The sequence below is a fragment of the Geosporobacter subterraneus DSM 17957 genome, assembly GCF_900142145.1.
Taxonomy (GTDB): Bacteria; Bacillota; Clostridia; order Peptostreptococcales; family Thermotaleaceae; genus Geosporobacter; species Geosporobacter subterraneus.
This window is the reverse complement of sequence record NZ_FQZV01000008.1, coordinates 1-17312: the sequence shown is the minus strand read 5'-3', so window position 1 is coordinate 17312 and position 17312 is coordinate 1. Positions and strand designations below refer to the sequence as shown.

17 protein-coding genes and 2 pseudogenes are annotated in these 17312 nt (G+C 40.7%); 16 read left to right on the top strand and 3 right to left on the bottom strand.

The features are described 5' to 3' along the window. Positions 1-117: 117 nt before the first annotated feature. From BUB56_RS03450 to BUB56_RS03395, 11 genes are all read left to right on the top strand, one after another. Complete coding sequence (locus BUB56_RS03450) at positions 118-1206, top strand: hypothetical protein (protein WP_110939989.1); 1089 nt, start codon at positions 118-120, stop codon at positions 1204-1206. Positions 1207-1312: 106 nt separating this feature from the next. Continuing rightward, positions 1313-2407 carry an FAD:protein FMN transferase gene (locus BUB56_RS03445; protein WP_110939988.1) on the top strand — a complete coding sequence of 365 codons (1095 nt, stop codon included), beginning with the start codon at positions 1313-1315 and terminating at the stop codon, positions 2405-2407. Between the two features lie 151 nt (positions 2408-2558). Further along, positions 2559-3284: a spore coat protein gene (locus BUB56_RS03440; RefSeq protein WP_110939987.1), complete on the top strand. Its 726-nt coding sequence runs from the start codon at positions 2559-2561 to the stop codon at positions 3282-3284. A 218-nt stretch (positions 3285-3502) separates the two neighbouring features. Next, on the top strand, positions 3503-4423 hold the full coding sequence (gene rarD / locus BUB56_RS03435; protein ID WP_242946207.1) for an EamA family transporter RarD: 921 nt from the start codon (positions 3503-3505) through the stop codon (positions 4421-4423). A gap of 218 nt (positions 4424-4641) precedes the next feature. Continuing rightward, entirely contained in the window at positions 4642-5154 is a 513-nt protein-coding gene (locus tag BUB56_RS03430) for an NADH-quinone oxidoreductase subunit NuoE family protein (protein ID WP_110939986.1), read from the top strand. Between the two features lie 11 nt (positions 5155-5165). Then, complete coding sequence (locus BUB56_RS03425; protein ID WP_110939985.1) at positions 5166-5558, top strand: (2Fe-2S) ferredoxin domain-containing protein; 393 nt, start codon at positions 5166-5168, stop codon at positions 5556-5558. An 89-nt stretch (positions 5559-5647) separates the two neighbouring features. Further along, positions 5648-7294: a NuoF family protein gene (locus BUB56_RS03420; protein WP_110939984.1), complete on the top strand. Its 1647-nt coding sequence runs from the start codon at positions 5648-5650 to the stop codon at positions 7292-7294. 18 nt (positions 7295-7312) lie between these two features. Beyond that, a complete protein-coding gene (locus BUB56_RS03415) occupies positions 7313-9097 on the top strand; it encodes an NADH-dependent [FeFe] hydrogenase, group A6 (RefSeq protein WP_110939983.1) in 1785 nt (594 codons plus the stop codon). A gap of 388 nt (positions 9098-9485) precedes the next feature. Beyond that, positions 9486-10775: a homoserine dehydrogenase gene (locus tag BUB56_RS03405; RefSeq protein ID WP_110940054.1), complete on the top strand. Its 1290-nt coding sequence runs from the start codon at positions 9486-9488 to the stop codon at positions 10773-10775. Positions 10776-10856: 81 nt separating this feature from the next. Beyond that, on the top strand, positions 10857-11198 hold the full coding sequence (locus BUB56_RS03400; protein WP_110939981.1) for a radical SAM family protein: 342 nt from the start codon (positions 10857-10859) through the stop codon (positions 11196-11198). A 5-nt stretch (positions 11199-11203) separates the two neighbouring features. Then, entirely contained in the window at positions 11204-12400 is a 1197-nt protein-coding gene (locus BUB56_RS03395; RefSeq protein ID WP_110939980.1) for an RtcB family protein, read from the top strand. A 65-nt stretch (positions 12401-12465) separates the two neighbouring features. Here BUB56_RS03395 and BUB56_RS03390 read toward each other — a convergent pair whose 3' ends face one another. After that, positions 12466-12879, bottom strand: coding sequence for a C-GCAxxG-C-C family (seleno)protein (locus tag BUB56_RS03390; protein ID WP_110939979.1), 414 nt, complete (start codon positions 12877-12879; stop codon positions 12466-12468). Positions 12880-13164: 285 nt separating this feature from the next. Here BUB56_RS03390 and BUB56_RS03385 point away from each other — a divergent pair, with 285 nt between their 5' ends. The 5 genes and pseudogenes from BUB56_RS03385 (at position 13165) to BUB56_RS03365 (ending at position 15911) form a co-directional block, all read left to right on the top strand. After that, entirely contained in the window at positions 13165-13827 is a 663-nt protein-coding gene (locus tag BUB56_RS03385; protein WP_110939978.1) for a B3/B4 domain-containing protein, read from the top strand. A 13-nt stretch (positions 13828-13840) separates the two neighbouring features. After that, the gene (locus BUB56_RS03380) at positions 13841-14011 is read left to right on the top strand and encodes a rubredoxin (protein ID WP_110939977.1); all 171 of its coding nucleotides are present in this window, start codon (positions 13841-13843) and stop codon (positions 14009-14011) included. Beyond that, a pseudogene (locus BUB56_RS19775) lies at positions 14008-14921 on the top strand (DUF4846 domain-containing protein). The gene BUB56_RS03380 and the pseudogene BUB56_RS19775 overlap by 4 nt, the downstream one beginning before the upstream one ends. A 255-nt stretch (positions 14922-15176) precedes the next feature. Beyond that, a complete protein-coding gene (locus BUB56_RS03370) occupies positions 15177-15584 on the top strand; it encodes a GNAT family N-acetyltransferase (RefSeq protein ID WP_110939976.1) in 408 nt (135 codons plus the stop codon). 126 nt (positions 15585-15710) lie between these two features. After that, the gene (locus BUB56_RS03365; protein ID WP_110939975.1) at positions 15711-15911 is read left to right on the top strand and encodes a small, acid-soluble spore protein, alpha/beta type; all 201 of its coding nucleotides are present in this window, start codon (positions 15711-15713) and stop codon (positions 15909-15911) included. 129 nt (positions 15912-16040) lie between these two features. Here BUB56_RS03365 and BUB56_RS03360 read toward each other — a convergent pair whose 3' ends face one another. Both BUB56_RS03360 and BUB56_RS03355 read right to left on the bottom strand, forming a co-directional pair. Then, a complete protein-coding gene (locus BUB56_RS03360; protein WP_207650388.1) occupies positions 16041-16268 on the bottom strand; it encodes a hypothetical protein in 228 nt (75 codons plus the stop codon). Between the two features lie 106 nt (positions 16269-16374). Next, a pseudogene (locus tag BUB56_RS03355) lies at positions 16375-17013 on the bottom strand (arginine deiminase); the annotation flags it as partial. Positions 17014-17312: the final 299 nt, after the last annotated feature.

The window sequence follows — 17312 nt, the reverse complement described above, 5'->3', positions numbered from 1 at the left end:
ATATTATCTACAAATAATACCAGAATAGCATTTTTTTCTATGTAATATTGTCAACTAATGGACAATATGGTATATTTAAAATGGTTAGAGAATCTAAACAACAATGGAGGGGGAAACATGAAAAAAAGATTGTCAATTTTACTTGTACTTATGTTAACGTTTGCCTTGCTAGTAGGTTGTTCATCACCGGCACCTGCGGCTACACCAGAGCCAGCGCCTGCACCAGCTCCAGCACCAGCTCCATCTGATGATACAGGTATCGTGAAGATGGGATTAGGACATATTACTTCTATCGAAAAATCAAAAGATCTTAATGGAGATGTATTACCGCTTGGTCAAGTAGACACAATCATTGCTGCTGTTGCTTTTGATAAGGATGGCAAGGTTGTTAAGGTAACGATTGATAGTGCACAGACAAGAGTAAATTTTGATAAGGAACTTCAGATTACTTCTGATCTAAAGGCTGAGAACAAAACAAAGGTTGAGCTTGGCGATGCATATGGAATGGCTAAGGCTTCCAAAATCCAAAAAGAGTGGTATCAGCAAATTGCTGAGCTTGAAAAATGGATGATTGGCAAGACTGTAGATGAAATCAAAGCCATGAAGACCGTTGAATCAGCACCAGATGTTCCTGAACTTGCATCTCTTGTAACAGTAAGTGTTGGAGATTACATTGCTGCTGTAGAAGAAGCATATAACACTGCTGTTGAAGTTCAAGGCGGAGCAGTTTCATTAGGTCTTGGTCACAACATCGATGTCAGCAAGTCCAAAGGCTATAGCAATAAGGATGGAAAAGAGACTCTGCCGCTTGCACAAGTGGATACAGTAATGGCAGCTGCTGCCTTCGATAAGGATGGTAAAGTAGTAGGCACATTAATTGACAATGCACAGACAAAGATTAATTTTGATAAAGAAGGCAAGATTACTACTGACAAGAAGGGTGAATTCAAAACAAAGGTTGAGCTTGGCGATGCCTATGGCATGATCAAGGCTTCCAGCATCCAAAAAGAGTGGTATCAGCAAATTGCTGAATTAAGCAAATGGATGGTAGGAAAAACTGTAGATGAAATTAAAGCCATGAAGACAGTAGAAAAGGATGCTGCACATCCGGCAGTACCGGATGTTCCTGAGCTTACTTCTCTCGTAACTATAAGCGTTGAGCATTATATCGAAGCGGTTGCTGAAGCATTTGCAAATGCAAAATAATTATTAAAGCAATTAACGGCTCCCTCACCTTAGGTGAGGGAGTTTTGTGTAATGGGGCTTCTTGTGCGTAGCTAAATCTTTTGTTATGATAAAAAGGGTGATGTAAATGAAACGGATAACAGGCAAATTGGCAATGCTGCTGTTGGTGATGCTATTCTTTTCAGGCTGCGGGACTGTAGCGGAAAAGGAATATAGTAAGTTTAATGACAGCTTTTATGATACCTTCGATACCTTAACGCAGGTAGTTGGGTATACTGAAACAGAGCAGGAGTTTCAGGCTTATGTTGAAAAGATTCATAGTAGATTTCAAGAACTTCATCGATACTATGACATCTATAACAATTATGAAGGCATCAATAATGTGAAAACTATCAATGACAATGCAGGAATACAACCTGTAAAGGTAGATCGGGAAATCATAGACCTGATCCTTTTTGCAAAGGATTGGTACAAAAAAACAAACGGAAATACCAATATCGCAATGGGTGCCGTGTTAGAAATATGGCATGAATACCGTGAAGCGGGGATGGATGACCCGGAAAATGCCGAGTTGCCGCCTATGAAAGTGCTACAAGAGGCAGCAAAGCATACAGATATCAACAAGATCATTGTGGATACACAAAACAATACAGTGTATTTAGAGGATCCCCGAATGAAACTGAACGTGGGTGCTATTGCGAAGGGGTATGCTACGGAGCTTGTAGCCCGAGAAATTATGGCAGAAGGCTTTACATCCGGTATCATTAGTGCAGGAGGCAATATAAGGGTACTTGGGAAGCCCCTTGATGGTGTCCGTGAACGGTGGGGAATCGGCATACAGAATCCAGACAAGCTAATTGTCACCGATGAACAGAATCTGCTGGATACAGTGTTTATTAACAACGCATCGGTCGTAAGCAGTGGAGACTATCAGCGGTATTATATCGTTGATGGGAAGCCGATCCACCACTTGATCGACCCTAAAACCCTTATGCCTGGAGAGTATTATCGTGCTGTGACAGTGGTAGCTAAAGACTCAGGAGTTGCTGATTTTCTTTCTACAGAAGCTTTCTTGCTGCCGCTGGATCAGAGTAAGAGACTTGTTGAAAGTTTGGAAGATGTAGAAATGATATGGGTAATGCCAGATGGTACTGTGGAAGCAACCGATGGAATGAAGAAAATAATGAAAAGTCATGGTGCAACGGGCGCCAAGGCGGAATAATGATTAAGCGGCGGAGAAGTTTCCAATTCTGCCGCATTTTTTTGTAAATACTACTGAACCTTAATATGAAGCCTACAGGAATCGTAACAATAAATTTATGCCCTCATATTATAATAATATACCGTAAAGCGTAATGATGGGGGGAAATAGAATGTATCATTTATATGCCAGTCAAAACCACAATAATCCTTTGGTTGTATCCATGGCGAGAGGGGATGTGAATGGGGACCGAGTCCCTGATAATATCTATCTGACAGGGATAAGAACCCAGGAAAGTCCATTTGTACAAGATATCACATTGGTTATTCAGGATGGGGCGACAGGACAATTTACCCGTATCCCGCTTCAATCAAATGCAGGCTATAATCCTGCCTTATTCTTAGGGGATTTTACAGGAAATGGGGTACAGGATATTATGATTAGCATTGCATCCGGCGGCAGTGGGGGAACTATGTATTATTATATTTATTCCTACGCAACGAATAAGCCTAAGTTGATTTTTGATTACAATGCTTTTAACGAAGCCTACCAGTATGATGTGATTTACAAAGATTATTATAAGGTAGATGTAATCGATCGTACAACGAGGCAAAAGTATATTATTGATATTTCTCAAAGAGGCAGACAGTATTTAAGCGAAATATATAATAGGAATGGAAGACTAAGGCAGCCAATACAAGGATGGGTAAATCCATTGAGCGGACTTTATCCCGTTGACTTTGATGCTAACGGTGTATATGAACTGCTTGCTTACCAGAGAATTGCGGGCAGATATAACGCTGATTCATTAGGATATGTAGAAACGACCTTGAAATGGGATAAAAATCAGTTTACTCAGTTACAGCAGGTAGTGTCGGTTTTTGGAGCACAGGAGTAAGCAAATCAACCGGGTTTAAAAATACAGGGATAAAAAACTCCAGCTAAATAGAGATTTTACGCTGCTTTGAGAAGTCAAGCGAGGATTCCTCTCTTGACTTTTATCAATGGAAACAATATTCAAATCAATAGTTTTTATAATTGGGGCTTATTTTAGCATTTAATAAGTGCTATAATCAGAATAAAATCTCTATTTCCAAGAGATGGGGGGATGTAATAATGAGTAGCGATGAAAAAATGAGAGATTCTACAGCCATAGGCTTTGCTTATGGCATAGCAGCATATACGCTATGGGGTTTTCTGCCGTTGTATTGGAAACAGCTCAGCGAAATTCCTCCAATGGAAATTTTGGCCCATCGTATTCTTTGGTCCTTTCTATTTGTGGCTGCTATTGTATATTTTGAAGGAACGATACATAAGTGCAAAGAGGTTTTTTATGATAGGACAAGTATTATGCGTATTGTTTACGCAACCGTACTGATCAGCGTGAACTGGGGATTATACATATGGGCCATCAATACAAATCATGTGGTCGAGGCAAGTATGGGCTATTATATGAATCCTTTAGTCGTCGTGCTTCTGGGGGTACTGGTTCTTAAAGAAAAGCTAAGCGGTTATCAAATAATATCTTTGATTCTGGCAGCAGCAGGTGTTCTGATTATCACCATTCAGTATGGACAGTTTCCCTGGATTTCATTAAACTTGGCAGTATCCTTTGGTCTATATGGATTAATGAAAAAAATGATACCCGTAGGCTCTACTGTGGGATTAGCCATCGAAACAGCTATACTAATGCCTATGACCCTAGGATATATATTATTTAGACAAATTGCTGGAATCGGAGCCTTAGGCAGCGTCACTAGGATTACAACCTTACTGCTCATTGGATCGGGTGTAGCAACCGCATTGCCATTGTTGTGGTTTGCAAGGGCAGCCAGGAGGATCCCTTTATCCAGCATGGGATTTTTGCAGTACATTTCCCCCTCCATCAGCCTCGTGCTAGGGGTATTCGTGTTTAAAGAACAGTTCACAACTACTCATTTTATCAGCTTCGGGTTTATATGGGCAGGTTTGCTCATTTATTCTGTTTCTCAAATAAAAAGCGTCCGCTATAAATCTGTTCAGAGTGTTCAAAGATAATTACTAGGTATTATGAACATTGTAGAAGAGATCCCATATTTGATTATGCCTATATTTTAATGCATTTCATTATTAAGATTCCTATAACTGATAGCTCAGTTGTGGGAATCTTTATTTTATTGCTGAAAAAACCAATGAAGTAGTTTTAAATCTGTTGTGAATAGGTAATATTAAAGTAGATGTAAATTCCTTAATAAAATGGAAGGGATGGTGAAAAAATGACAAAACCACAAACAATTAGTGTAACGAAACCCATTGTTGAAGATTTGCCGTCGGAAAAATTTGACGAACTGGAAGCCTTTATCGATAACATGGAAACGACCAAAGGAGCCTTGATTGAGATTCTCCACAAAGCCCAGGATATTTTCGGATATCTTCCACGGGATGTACAGCTCTATGTTGCAAGGAAGTTGGGTATTCCGGGAGCAGAGGTTTATGGGGTTGTGAGCTTTTATTCCTATTTTACAACCAAGCCCGGTGGAAAGCACACCTTAAGCGTCTGCATGGGAACTGCCTGCTTTGTTCGGGGAGCAGACAAAGTGATTGAAAAGCTTAAAGAAAAGCTGGGAGTGGAATCAAACGAAATTACAGAGGATGGACTCTTTACACTAAAAGATGTTCGCTGTATTGGGGCATGTGGTCTGGCTCCTGTAGTAACAGTCGGTGACAAAGTATATGGACGGGTAAAGGAAGAGGATATCGACGATATTATTAAGGCATATCGCGGTTAGGAGGTCTTAGAATGAAGATAAAATCATTGGAAGAGCTGCGCAAGATCAGAGAAGAGCATCAGGAAAAAGTAAGCTTGCGGGACCATGGTGAAGTAACAGGTGATAGAATTGAGATATTGATTGGAATGGCAACCTGCGGAATCTCATCGGGGGCTAGAGAAACTCTTAATGCCTTTGTCGAGGAGTTGAAAAAAGAAAAGATAGATAATGTAAAAGTAGTGCCGGTAGGGTGTATCGGGTACTGTCATTCAGAGCCTACAGTACAAGTAAATGTACCGGGACATAAGCCGGTGTTATACGGAAAAGTTAAGGCAAATAAGGTTCATGAGATTGTGGAGAAGCATATAAAAGGCGGAACACCAGTTGCACGATTGGAACTAGAAATTGATTTCGAAAGAGCTTAATTTGAGGGAAAAGATTTTCGTATTCAGTATTTAGGCTGCCTAGCAGTGTAATCTCAAAAGAAAGCTTAATATCGTAAAGGAGGTTAGTCATGGCGAAAACAAGAACAAATATTATGGTCTGCGGGGGGACCGGCTGTCTAGCTACTGAGAGTGACAAGGTGATGAAGAATCTAGAAGTAATCATTAAAGCCCGCGGATATGCTGATGAAGTGCAAGTGATCAGAACTGGCTGCTTTGGATTCTGTGAACAGGGGCCGATTGTGAAAATTGAGCCTGACAATGTGTTTTATGTAAAGGTTGGACCTAAAGATGCTAAAGATATTGTAGATGAGCACATTGTAAAAGGCAGAAGGGTGGAACGATTGCTATATGAGGAGCCTGTGGAAAAAGAAAAGGTCAATAAGCAGGAGGACATGCCTTTTTATAAAAAGCAGGTAAGGGTAGCCCTTAGAAACTGTGGATTGATTAACCCGGAGGATATATATGAATATGTTGCGCTAGGCGGATACGAAGCTCTGGGCAAAGCCATCACAGAAATGACACAAGACCAGGTGATAGATATCGTAAAAAAATCAGGACTTCGCGGCAGAGGCGGCGGTGGATTTCCAACTGGACTAAAGTGGGAAATCACTAAAAAAAATGAAAGTGATGTAAAGTTTATCATTTGCAATGCCGATGAAGGAGATCCAGGTGCTTTTATGGATCGGAGCATTTTGGAAGGTGATCCCCACAGTGTTTTGGAGGCAATGGCCATCGGCGCCTACGCTATTGGAGCGGACAAGGGTATTATTTATATCCGTGCAGAATATCCCCTTGCCATATCCCGACTGAACACTGCTATTAAGCAGGCTAGAGAGCTTGGATTGCTTGGGAAAAATATTTTTGGTACTGATTTTAGCTTTGATATAGATTTAAAATATGGCGCAGGGGCTTTTGTATGCGGGGAAGAAACCGCTTTGATCAATTCCTGTGAGGGGAAACGGGGGGAACCAAATTATAAACCGCCTTATCCTGCTGAAGAGGGCTACTGGGGGCATCCTACCTGTGTAAATAATGTAGAGACCTTTGCAAATATTCCTCCTATTATCAACAGGGGCCCAGAATGGTTTGCCTCCATGGGAACGGAAAAGAGCAAGGGAACAAAGGTATTTGCCCTTGCAGGCAAAATTAATAACGTGGGCTTAGTAGAGGTGCCTATGGGAATTACCCTTCGGGAGATTATTTTTGAAATCGGCGGGGGTATTCCAAAAGGAAAGAGATTTAAAGCTGTACAAACAGGCGGCCCATCAGGCGGTGTAATTACAGAAGAGGGGCTGGATACGCCAATTGATTATGACAGTCTATTGGAGCGGGGCTCCATGATGGGCTCCGGTGGGATGATTATCATGGATGAGGACGACAACATGGTCAATATCGCCAAATTCTATCTCGAATTTACCATGGACGAGGCCTGTGGACGTTGCAATACAGGGCGTATTGGTACAAAACGTCTCTATGAAATGCTTCACAAAATTACCAGCGGAAAAGCTAGGATGGCCGATTTAGATGCATTAAAACAATTAGCATATATGGTGAAGGACAGCTCTCTATGCGGACTATGTCAAACAGCTCCCAATCCGGTGATCAGTACCATGAAGCATTTCTGGGATGAGTATTTAGCCTTTATCAAGGATGAAGGCCATCCACAAGGAGAAGGAAGATATACGCCTAAAAATAAGATCGGAATGAAATCTTAAAATAAGCGAGGTGAAAATATGGCTGGAAATGAAAAAAAACATGAAGATAAGAAAATGATCCACATAAGGATAAATGATCAGGAGTTAAAGGTACCGGAGGGGATTACAGTTGTGGAGGCAGCCCACGAGGCAGGTGTTAAAATACCAACATTGTGCCATTTAGACTTGCATGATATAAAAATGGTTAATCAAACCGCCTCCTGTAGAGTCTGTATGGTGGAACTGGTAGATGCATCGGGAAACAGAAACAGACTGGTGCCTGCCTGCGTAACAAAAGCTCATGAGGGTATGGCAGTGCGAACCGATACAATTCGTGCGATAACTGCAAGAAGAATGGCTGTGGAGCTGCTTTTATCCAACCATCCCAATGAGTGCTTTACCTGCCCTAAAAATCTAGAGTGTGAGCTGCAGTCCCTGGCAGAGGAGTTAAATGTACGGGAAATCCGTTGGGAAGGGGAACGGATGGATTATCCTAAGGATCTGTCCAGTGATGCCATCGTTAAAGATTCAAATAAATGCATTTACTGCAGACGCTGTGAGACCATGTGCAATGAGGTACAGACCTGTGGAATCCTCTCTGGAATTGGACGGGGATTTGAGGCCTTTGTAGGTCCGGCTTTTAACATACCTATGGTAGAATCCTCTTGTACTTATTGCGGTCAATGTGTACAGGTATGCCCTACAGCAGCCCTTACGGAAGCCTATCATGTGGATAAGGTATGGGAGGCTATAAATGATCCTGATAAGCATGTGATTGTTCAGACGGCCCCTGCGATACGAGTGGCTTTAGGGGAGCTTTTCGGCATGGAGCCGGGAACCATAGTGACAGGAAAGATGGTAACAGCTCTAAAACGTATGGGCTTTGATGCAGTGTTTGATACGGACTTTGGTGCGGATCTGACGATTATGGAAGAAGCCTCCGAGCTAATATACCGTATTCAAAACAATAAGACGCTGCCCATATTGACCAGCTGCTGTCCTGCCTGGGTAAAATTTATTGAGCATCAGTTCCCCGAACTGTTGGAGGTGCCATCCACCTGCAAGTCTCCCCATATCATGTTCGGTACGATCGCCAAGACCTATTATGCGGAAAAGAATGGCATAGATCCAGATAATATCGTGGTGGTTTCGATTATGCCCTGTATAGCAAAAAAAGCAGAGGCCAAGCGACCTGAGCTTACAAAGGATGAACACAATAATGTAGATATTGTCGTAACTACTCGTGAATTGGGAGCTATGATTAAGGAAGCAGGAATAGAGTTTGTGAACCTTCCTGAAAGTGAGTATGATAGACCATTAGGCGAAACTACCGGGGCATCAGTTATATTTGGAACCACAGGCGGTGTAATCGAGGCAGCTGTACGTACAGCCTACGAATGGATGACAGGGGAAGAACTTAAAAATGTTGAATTTGAACAGCTAAGAGGCATGGATGGCTTTAAAAAAGCTACAGTCCGGGTAGGGGATAAGGATTTAAGAATTGGGATTGCAAGCGGCTTGGGTAATGCTAGAGAACTTCTTGAGGAGATTCGGGAAGGAAAAGACAAATATGACGCTATTGAAATCATGGCCTGTCCTGGCGGATGCATTGCTGGAGGAGGACAACCCTACCATCATGGAAACTATGAAATTGTAAAAAAACGACAAGAAGCAATTTATCAAGAAGATAGAAATAAGAAATTAAGAAAGTCACACGAAAATCCAGAAATACTTAAGCTGTATAAAGAATATTTAGGGGAACCTTTTGGAGAAGTGGCTCACCGACTGCTGCATACCCATTTTGAAGAAAGGGAAAGAATATAAAAAAAATAAATTCTTTATAAAAAACATGACAAACAGCTGTCATGTTTTTTATGTTATGATAAAGAAAAAACTGGGAGGTACATTTCATGGATTGATCCCATGGCTCATGAATGCTGAGGACAATAGCTTGATATTAAGAGATCGAATAGGATTAATGGATTAAAATATAATCTTAAGTCATAGACCTTTAGTAAAGTATGTGCTAATAAAAACAGTTCATAGGAATGTACTTAATTCGAATACACATGTATACTATATAAAAACAAAATATGCATTATTTTCGTGATTTCCATTGCAATACAAGTCAAAAAGATATACAATGATAAATAAATCTTTTCAGAATTTGAAGAAAATAGATAGAAGTGTTGCAATCGGAGGGATGGAAAAAATGCAAAAGATAAAGATTGGATTATTAGGATTTGGTACAGTAGGGAGTGGTGTGTGGAAGATTCTTCAAGATAACAAAGTAATTGTTGAGAAAAACTGTGGTTATGAGGTAGAAGTAGCAAAGATACTTGTTCAAAATATGACAAAGAAAAGAGAAGGCATAACACATACAGATATATTTACCGACAATCCAAAGGATATACTTGAGGACCCGACCATTGAAATCGTAGTTGAGGTAATGGGTGGCATTGAACCTGCAAAGGAGTATATACTGAAAGCCATTGAGAATAAAAAGCATATCGTAACAGCGAACAAAGCGTTAATTGCATCCCATGGGGATCAGTTGATTCTTGCGGCAAAGAAAGCTCAGGTTGAATTATATTATGAGGCTAGCGTCGCTGGAGGCATACCGATCATCCATGCAATTAAGGAAAGTTTATCAGCCAACCGAATTTATAATATCATGGGAATTCTTAATGGTACCACCAACTACATTTTAACCAAAATGACAGCAGAAAATATGGATTTTGAGACAGCACTTAAGCAGGCACAGGATAAAGGTTATGCAGAAGCAGATCCGACCAGTGATGTGGAGGGATACGATGCAGTTTATAAACTGACGATTTTGGCCAGGCTAGCTTTTGGTAGCTATGTTCCTTTTGAGGATGTATATCGAGAAGGCATTACAAAAATTACCCCTATTGATATTGAGTATGCGCGGGAATTGGGCTATGTGATCAAGTTGTTAGCTATTGCTAAGGAAGAGGACGGGAAAATTGAGTTGAAGGTTCACCCCACCTTTGTACCGCAGGAGCATCCTTTAGCAGCGGTAGGAGACGCCTTTAACGCAGTATTTGTAAAAGGAAACGCCGTAGGAGATCTGATGTTTTACGGTAGAGGCGCAGGTGATCTGCCCACAGGCAGTGCAGTCTTAGGGGATCTCATAAATATTATTAAAAAGAAGGACTTGCAAAAGCGTCTTTATGAAAATGGCTTTGATCAAAATGAAAAAAGAGTCATTAGCATGGAAGAAAGCCAATCGGAATACTATATTCGTTTATTGGTTAAGGACATTCCCGGCGTCTTTGGAAAAGTTGCCACAGAATTTGGCCGTCATCAGGTAAGTCTATCCTCTGTTATCCAAAAGGGAAGGGAAGAACCTTCTGTGTCTTTAGTATTTATTACCCATGAGACAACTGAACAGAAAGTACAAATGGCATTAAAGGATATCGTAAATATTCCTGAGGTCGTACAGCTGGCTAACCTGATTCGTGTAGAAAAGAAGAATTGAAATATAACGATTGTAAAATAGGAATCATTTAAAGGCCGGAAAATAGCCGGTCTTTTCTTTAGAAATCTTGGGGGTGGAGACTTGGAGAGGGAAATTTTCGCCAAAAACATACTTACCCGGGTAAAAGAGCCAAAGAAGTGTTTTAACGCACATTATAATATGAATCTTTATAGGGGATGGGAACATGGCTGTATTTATTGCGATTCACGAAGTCAATGCTACGGTATTGAATGCTTTGATAGGGTGCAGATTAAAATCAATGCTTTAGATATTTTAGAAAAGGATTTAAGGAGTAAAAGAAAGAAGGCTCTCATTGGCACTGGATCCATAAGTGATCCATATACGCCAATAGAAAAAGATGTCCAACTGACTATTAAAGTTCATGCTTTGCATGAGCTTTATACAGATACTGAAGCGAGGTAGTGCTGATGTTTGTTATAGAACCTAAAGATCAACAGAATAAACCCGTTAAGATTTGGCTTCAGGATCATAGCCAAATCGAGGAAGGCTGTTTGAAACAGGCGATGAATCTTTCTCAGCTTCCTTTTTTGAAGCATTGGGTTTGCCTGATGCCGGATACCCATGAAGGCTTTGGGATGCCCATTGGGGGAGTTGTGGCGCTAAAGGATACCATTATTCCTAATGCTGTAGGTGTAGACATCGGCTGTGGAATGGCTTTTGTAGCTACAAACATTCATAAGTCGGAGCTCAGGGAGAACACATACAAGCAGTTAGTTGGAGATATTATGCGGGATATTCCTACTGGCTTTGCCCATCATAAGCAGAAGCAATGCAGTCCCGTACTGGATGAGGCAGCAAAACATTTGGGGCCATCGCCAAAGGAACTTGTAGCCGAGATAGATAGAGGCTACTATCAGTTGGGAACTTTAGGCGGGGGAAATCATTTTATTGAGATTCAAGAGGATGAGAAAGGATTTCTGGGAATCATGATTCACTCGGGCAGCCGCAATTTTGGACTAAAGGTTGCCAGCTATTTTAATCAGAAAGCAAAGGATTTAAATGAAGAATGGAACTCGCCCGTGCCAAGATCCTTTGATCTGGCTTATCTGCCAACAGAAACCCCTGAGGGGAAAGCCTATATCCAGTGGATGAATTTAGCCCTTGATTTTGCAAGGGAGAATCGCCAGAAAATGCTAGAGGTGGTAAAAGGAAAGCTGGAAAAAAAGCTTCCCCATATTGCTTATCATAGTGAAGTGAATGCCCATCATAACTATGCAGCTCAGGAAGCGCACTTTGGAGAGTTGGTTTGGGTTCATCGAAAAGGAGCGATTCGTGCTGCGAAAGGTGAGTTAGGCATCATTCCCGGTGCCATGGGCAGTTTTTCTTATATTGTTGAAGGTTTAGGAAATGAAGAGACCTTTCAAAGCTGTTCCCATGGGGCAGGAAGGCGAATGTCCCGATCCAAGGCCAGGCAGGTGTACTCGGCAGAAAAAACCATTTTAGATTTGAATCATCAGGGTGTCGTATTAGGGAAAACCAAAAAATCCGATGTCGCTGATGAATGTCGATGGGCTTATAAAGATATTGATTTTGTAATCTCTCAGGAGCTAGACTTGATCAATCCTGTAAAAAAGCTGAAAACTATCTGTGTCATCAAGGGATAGTTGTTGTTTGTAAGATTGTTAAAACGCTAAAACTCCTGGGTTCAAGTTCAACCCAGGAGTTTTAGCTATTCGTTCAGCTTTAGTTCTCTTGCTACAATTTTATCTAATATTTCAGCTGCCTTTATAATGACTTTGTCACAGCCGGAAAACAGGGAACGGTGGTCTTTTTTAAGCCCTTTGCAGTCGATATTTCCCATGACTTTTTCATAATCCTCAAAGAGTTCCTTTGTAAGGGCTTTAATCTTACTGCTTTTGTGGGCAGTATCTTCTACGAATAACTTACTCAATACCATTACGGCAGCAGTCAGAGCACCGCAGGTACGCTCAACAGCCATGCCGCCGCCAAAACCGGCTGCCATCCTTAGGCTTGCAGTATCCAAGCCGAGATGATAGGCTTCATTAGCGCCATACAATATTTTCTCAGCGCAGTTAAGATTTTTATCTTTTTCAAAGCCTTTTTCTATCATTTTCTTTAGCATATTATTGATCCACTCCTTAACTGTTTCAGGGGTCCTTTGGCAAAAACAAAGGACTTAAACCGATATAGCTATATAATTATGTATAGAGAATAAAAATCCTTCCTAGTTCGCAGAAAATTATTTTATTCATCAGCACTGGATTGAAGGTGCTTCTTTGAGATAGACTTATGCAAAATAAAAATAAGTAAAAAGATTAAAGGATCGATTGTTGGTAAAGCTATAGAAAAATGTTATTTTTTGATATAATAGGATAAGCAAAATATGGATCAAAGGAGTAGAATGAACATGATTGACATAAGTATTTCTGATAAATTGCGGGAAGCCTGCCCTACCTTAACCTTAGGCTGTATTCAAGCGAAGATAACCATGAAGGAACTTGAACCGCTGCTTTGGCAGGAAGTAGAGGAGGTCTGCGTTCGGCTGAGCAGTACCATGGTTTCTGAGGATATTGCAAAGCTTAAGGCCATTAAAGATGCAAGAACTGTATATAGAAAACTGGGACAAGACCCAACCCGGTATAGAGTATCTTCAGAGGCACTGCTTAGACGGGTGATTAAGGATAAGGGCCTTTATCAAATTAACAATATTGTAGATATCAATAATCTTATATCAATGCAATCCTATCATCCAGTATGTACATACAATCTGAAAAAAATAACAGCACCTTTAAAACTTACCGTTGGAGATAGTGGTGAAACCTATAGCGGCATAGGCAGAGGCCAGATCTCCATTGAGCATATTCCTGTTTTTGAGGACGCTTTAGGTAAGTTTGGCAGCACTACCTCCGACTCAGAGCGGGCCATGGTTACCATGGATACAGAGGAAATACTCTTTTGCATTGTTGCCTTTGATGATCAAAATTCTATAGCCCAGTGGGTGGAGAAGGCAAAAAAACTGCTTATGGACTATGGAGCAGCGAAGGATATAGAGACTGCTGTTATCCAATAAGGGAGGTTTGAATATGGAGCATTACCGATGTACGGTTTGTAGTTATGTGTATAAGCCTGAGCGTGGCGATTGGACCCATGAAATTCCCGCCAACACCCCATTTAAAGAGCTTCCGGAAGACTGGAAATGTCCAACCTGCAACCAGCCCAAAATGGCTTTCAATAAAGAGACCGCAGGAAAATGAGAAGAAGAATTTTGATTTTTATGCTGGCGCTATTCGCTTTGGGGAGTATAGGATTGTATCAGAGGTGGACTAAGGAGGGAGACAAGATTGAAGATTTACCTCTAGAACTAATTGTGCCGGAAAATAGCTCTCCTAAAGAAGAGAAAGCTGATTTTATCTTACCTGAAGGTGTGCGAATCAGAGAGCGGTTTAAACTCCCTGAGGGATATAGCAGAATTCCGGTTTTAGAAAATTCCTTTGAGGCCTATCTGAGAAATTTACCTTTAAAGCCCCATGGCTCATTGGTTCAATATTATGATGGCACGCTGAAACAACGGAGCAATGTATATGATGCAGTTGTAGATATGGATGTAGGAGAAAGGGATCTGCAGCAGTGTGCTGATGCCATTATGCGATTGCGGGCTGAATATTTGTATGGGCAGGGTCGCCACAAGGAGATTCTTTTTCATCTGACCAATGGTTTTCCGGTAGATTATCAGAACTGGAAAAATGGATATCGTATTGCCTTGGATGGCAACCGAACTTACTGGGTAAAAAAACAGAACCTTCGGAATCCTATCAGGATTTCAGAAAATACCTGGACCTGGTTTTTGCTTATGCAGGCACCCTATCCCTGTCAAAAGAGCTTGAACCTGTAGAACTGCATACAATGAAGATCGGAGATGTGTTCATTCAAGGGGGCAGTCCTGGTCATGCGGTGGTTGTTGTGGATATGGCTGAACATTTTCAAACCGGTAAAAAGATTTTTTTGCTGGCTCAAAGCTACATGCCTGCCCAAGAGATTCAGGTATTAAAAAATCCTATGGATGATCAGATCAGTCCATGGTATTCCCTTGACTTTGAAGGTCAGCTCAAAACTCCGGAGTGGAGCTTTGACAGGAAGAATCTAAAGCGATTTCCTGAAAATTAATGCAGCTTTAAAATAAAGACAAGAATCCGCTTCTAAAAAACAGATTCTTGTCTATTAAGGGGGAAACGATAGTGTTTTCCTTTGTGCTTTAAGGTTCTTTTGTAGTGAAATGAATCCGGTGTACAGGCAATTTCATTTGAATAGGGACTTGCCCTTTTTCGGTATATATATATGCATTAGGGGCAAGGGGGGTGTCAAAAGGATAGTTTTTACTCATAATTCATTTTATGAGTACTTTTCATAGGAGGTATATGAATGACAGAGATAAAGAAGATCAACAAAGAAGATACATGGATCATAAGACATAGGGTCTTATGGCCTGATAGGGATTTAGATTATATCAAGTTAGAGGATGATGAAAGAGGCTTCCACTATGGTTTTTTTATTCAGGACAAGCTTGTCTCAGTTATTTCTCTTTTTATAGAGAAGGATAGCGCTCAGTTTCGAAAATTTGCAACCCTGCATGGTGAACAGGGAAAGGGCTATGGCTCAAAATTACTGATGTACACGATTGAAGAGGCAAAAAGACTGGGCGTCAATCGGATCTGGTGTAATGCAAGAATAGATAAAGCAGATTATTATAAGAAATTTGGCTTTAGTACAAAGGGTGATCAATTAGAAAAAGGCGGCCAAAAATATTATATTATGGAAAAAACACTATAATATGTTTTTAAGCAATTAATAACATGGATTTATAAGCGACAAAGGCCTAAAATTACCGGGTATATAGAAAAATCCTTTGCAGAATAATAATATTGAGCGTGGCTCTGCGAAGTGAGGTGAAGTCGAATGGAGCACATGAAGATCAATCCTAAAGCAATTGAAGCTGCCGATAGAATGAAGGAAGAGTTTGGAAGTGAAGGGGACATATCCATCGACAAGGGAAATCTGCCCTCTCGAATTATTGGCTTTTATGGGGGAAGAATAGGCGGACAAATGACAAAAAAGCTTGTTGAAATGGGAGAAAAGTCATTGATTAATAAAGAATAAGCACAACAACCGGGAGAAATCCCGGTTGTTGCATATCCATCTAAAGAAGGTGATTATACACATAAACTGCAGATGCAGACTTATGTAATAGAATTGAGAATTGAATTCCCAATTCTACTGTTCTTATGTTTAGCAAAGTGGTCCAGTACCAATGCCTAGGAATGGTCCGCAAAACAATACCACCAGCAGCAAGAAGAAGAACAATAAGCTAGGACTGTTCCAGAAACCACCGGTTGTGCATCCTGGGCCAAAGAGTCCTCCGCCAAATAATATTACTAGCAGCAGGAAGAAGAAAAGTAAAGTAGTATCTCCGCCAAACACGCCAAAGCCAGGTTTCATTGCAGCTTTATCACTCATCTATCACTACCTCCTTTTATATGATGAAAAGATTTGCCTTTATGCTTTATCTTTCGATACTATAAAGTATGCAAATAAAAGGAGGCTGGTTACAAAAAAGTGATTTCTAGTGAAGGTTCTCTCGTACTAAAGGCATACTCATGCACCTCGGGCCGCCGCGTCCTCTTGAAAGCTCGTAGGATTCAAATTCCAACACCTCAATATTGTTTTGCCGCAATGCTTCATTGGTGACATAGTTTCGATTATAGCATACAACTTTACCAGGAGAGATAGCCAGAGTATTGCTTCCATCATTCCATTGCTCCCGTCCCGCGGCTATGGGATCACCGTTGCCACAGGGGATAAGATTGACAGCTGGCAGGTGAAGATATTTTTTAAGAATCGCTGATAAATCATCTGCTTCATAGGTGATTTGCAGATGATCACTGCTTCCTTTCCGAATGCTATACACATCCAAAGGAGATTCAATTTTATGAAAGATTGTAAATTGATCATAGTCTACCATTGTAAATACTGTATCCAGATGCATATAAGCCCGTGTTTTAGGAATGTCGAAGGCCAATATGGTTTCAAAGGATTCATCGGATGCAAATAGATTTTTAGCTGTTTGTTCTATTGCTACTGCTTCCGTCCGCTGACTGACGCCAATTGCTATGACCTTGTCCGATAGTACTAGAATATCCCCGCCTTCGATAGCATGGGTAGTATCCCGGTCGTACCAGCGCGGAACATTTTTAAACCGGGGGTGGTAATTAAACCTGAATTATTCATGAAGATCTAAAAAATGAATTTAGACCCTCAAAATTGAGTTTTATCAGTTTTAAAAATCTATATAAAGGAAAAAGTTCCTAAAAAAGGGTAGACTTATCCCGTAATAGTTGTTTTTGGGTTATTTTTCCCGTTTTGAAATTGCCAAGGTTCACTGTTTTTGCTATTCAAACTTTGGGAGTCGCCTTATGTTTTCAAAGGTTTCGTAGAATTCCTCTTTATATGGGCAGCTGCTACAAAGTTTGAATGTAATATATCTTGCTGATCGGATTATCT

Coding starts and splice junctions, on each gene's coding strand:
- BUB56_RS03450 (WP_110939989.1), top strand. CDS start 118: ATGAAAAAAAGATTGTCAATTTTACTTGTACTTATGTTAACGTTTGCC.
- BUB56_RS03445 (WP_110939988.1), top strand. CDS start 1,313: ATGAAACGGATAACAGGCAAATTGGCAATGCTGCTGTTGGTGATGCTA.
- BUB56_RS03440 (WP_110939987.1), top strand. CDS start 2,559: ATGTATCATTTATATGCCAGTCAAAACCACAATAATCCTTTGGTTGTA.
- rarD (WP_242946207.1), top strand. CDS start 3,503: ATGAGTAGCGATGAAAAAATGAGAGATTCTACAGCCATAGGCTTTGCT.
- BUB56_RS03430 (WP_110939986.1), top strand. CDS start 4,642: ATGACAAAACCACAAACAATTAGTGTAACGAAACCCATTGTTGAAGAT.
- BUB56_RS03425 (WP_110939985.1), top strand. CDS start 5,166: ATGAAGATAAAATCATTGGAAGAGCTGCGCAAGATCAGAGAAGAGCAT.
- BUB56_RS03420 (WP_110939984.1), top strand. CDS start 5,648: ATGGCGAAAACAAGAACAAATATTATGGTCTGCGGGGGGACCGGCTGT.
- BUB56_RS03415 (WP_110939983.1), top strand. CDS start 7,313: ATGGCTGGAAATGAAAAAAAACATGAAGATAAGAAAATGATCCACATA.
- BUB56_RS03405 (WP_110940054.1), top strand. CDS start 9,486: ATGCAAAAGATAAAGATTGGATTATTAGGATTTGGTACAGTAGGGAGT.
- BUB56_RS03395 (WP_110939980.1), top strand. CDS start 11,204: ATGTTTGTTATAGAACCTAAAGATCAACAGAATAAACCCGTTAAGATT.
- BUB56_RS03390 (WP_110939979.1), bottom strand. CDS start 12,879: ATGCTAAAGAAAATGATAGAAAAAGGCTTTGAAAAAGATAAAAATCTT.
- BUB56_RS03385 (WP_110939978.1), top strand. CDS start 13,165: ATGATTGACATAAGTATTTCTGATAAATTGCGGGAAGCCTGCCCTACC.
- BUB56_RS03380 (WP_110939977.1), top strand. CDS start 13,841: ATGGAGCATTACCGATGTACGGTTTGTAGTTATGTGTATAAGCCTGAG.
- BUB56_RS03370 (WP_110939976.1), top strand. CDS start 15,177: ATGACAGAGATAAAGAAGATCAACAAAGAAGATACATGGATCATAAGA.
- BUB56_RS03365 (WP_110939975.1), top strand. CDS start 15,711: ATGGAGCACATGAAGATCAATCCTAAAGCAATTGAAGCTGCCGATAGA.
- BUB56_RS03360 (WP_207650388.1), bottom strand. CDS start 16,268: ATGAGTGATAAAGCTGCAATGAAACCTGGCTTTGGCGTGTTTGGCGGA.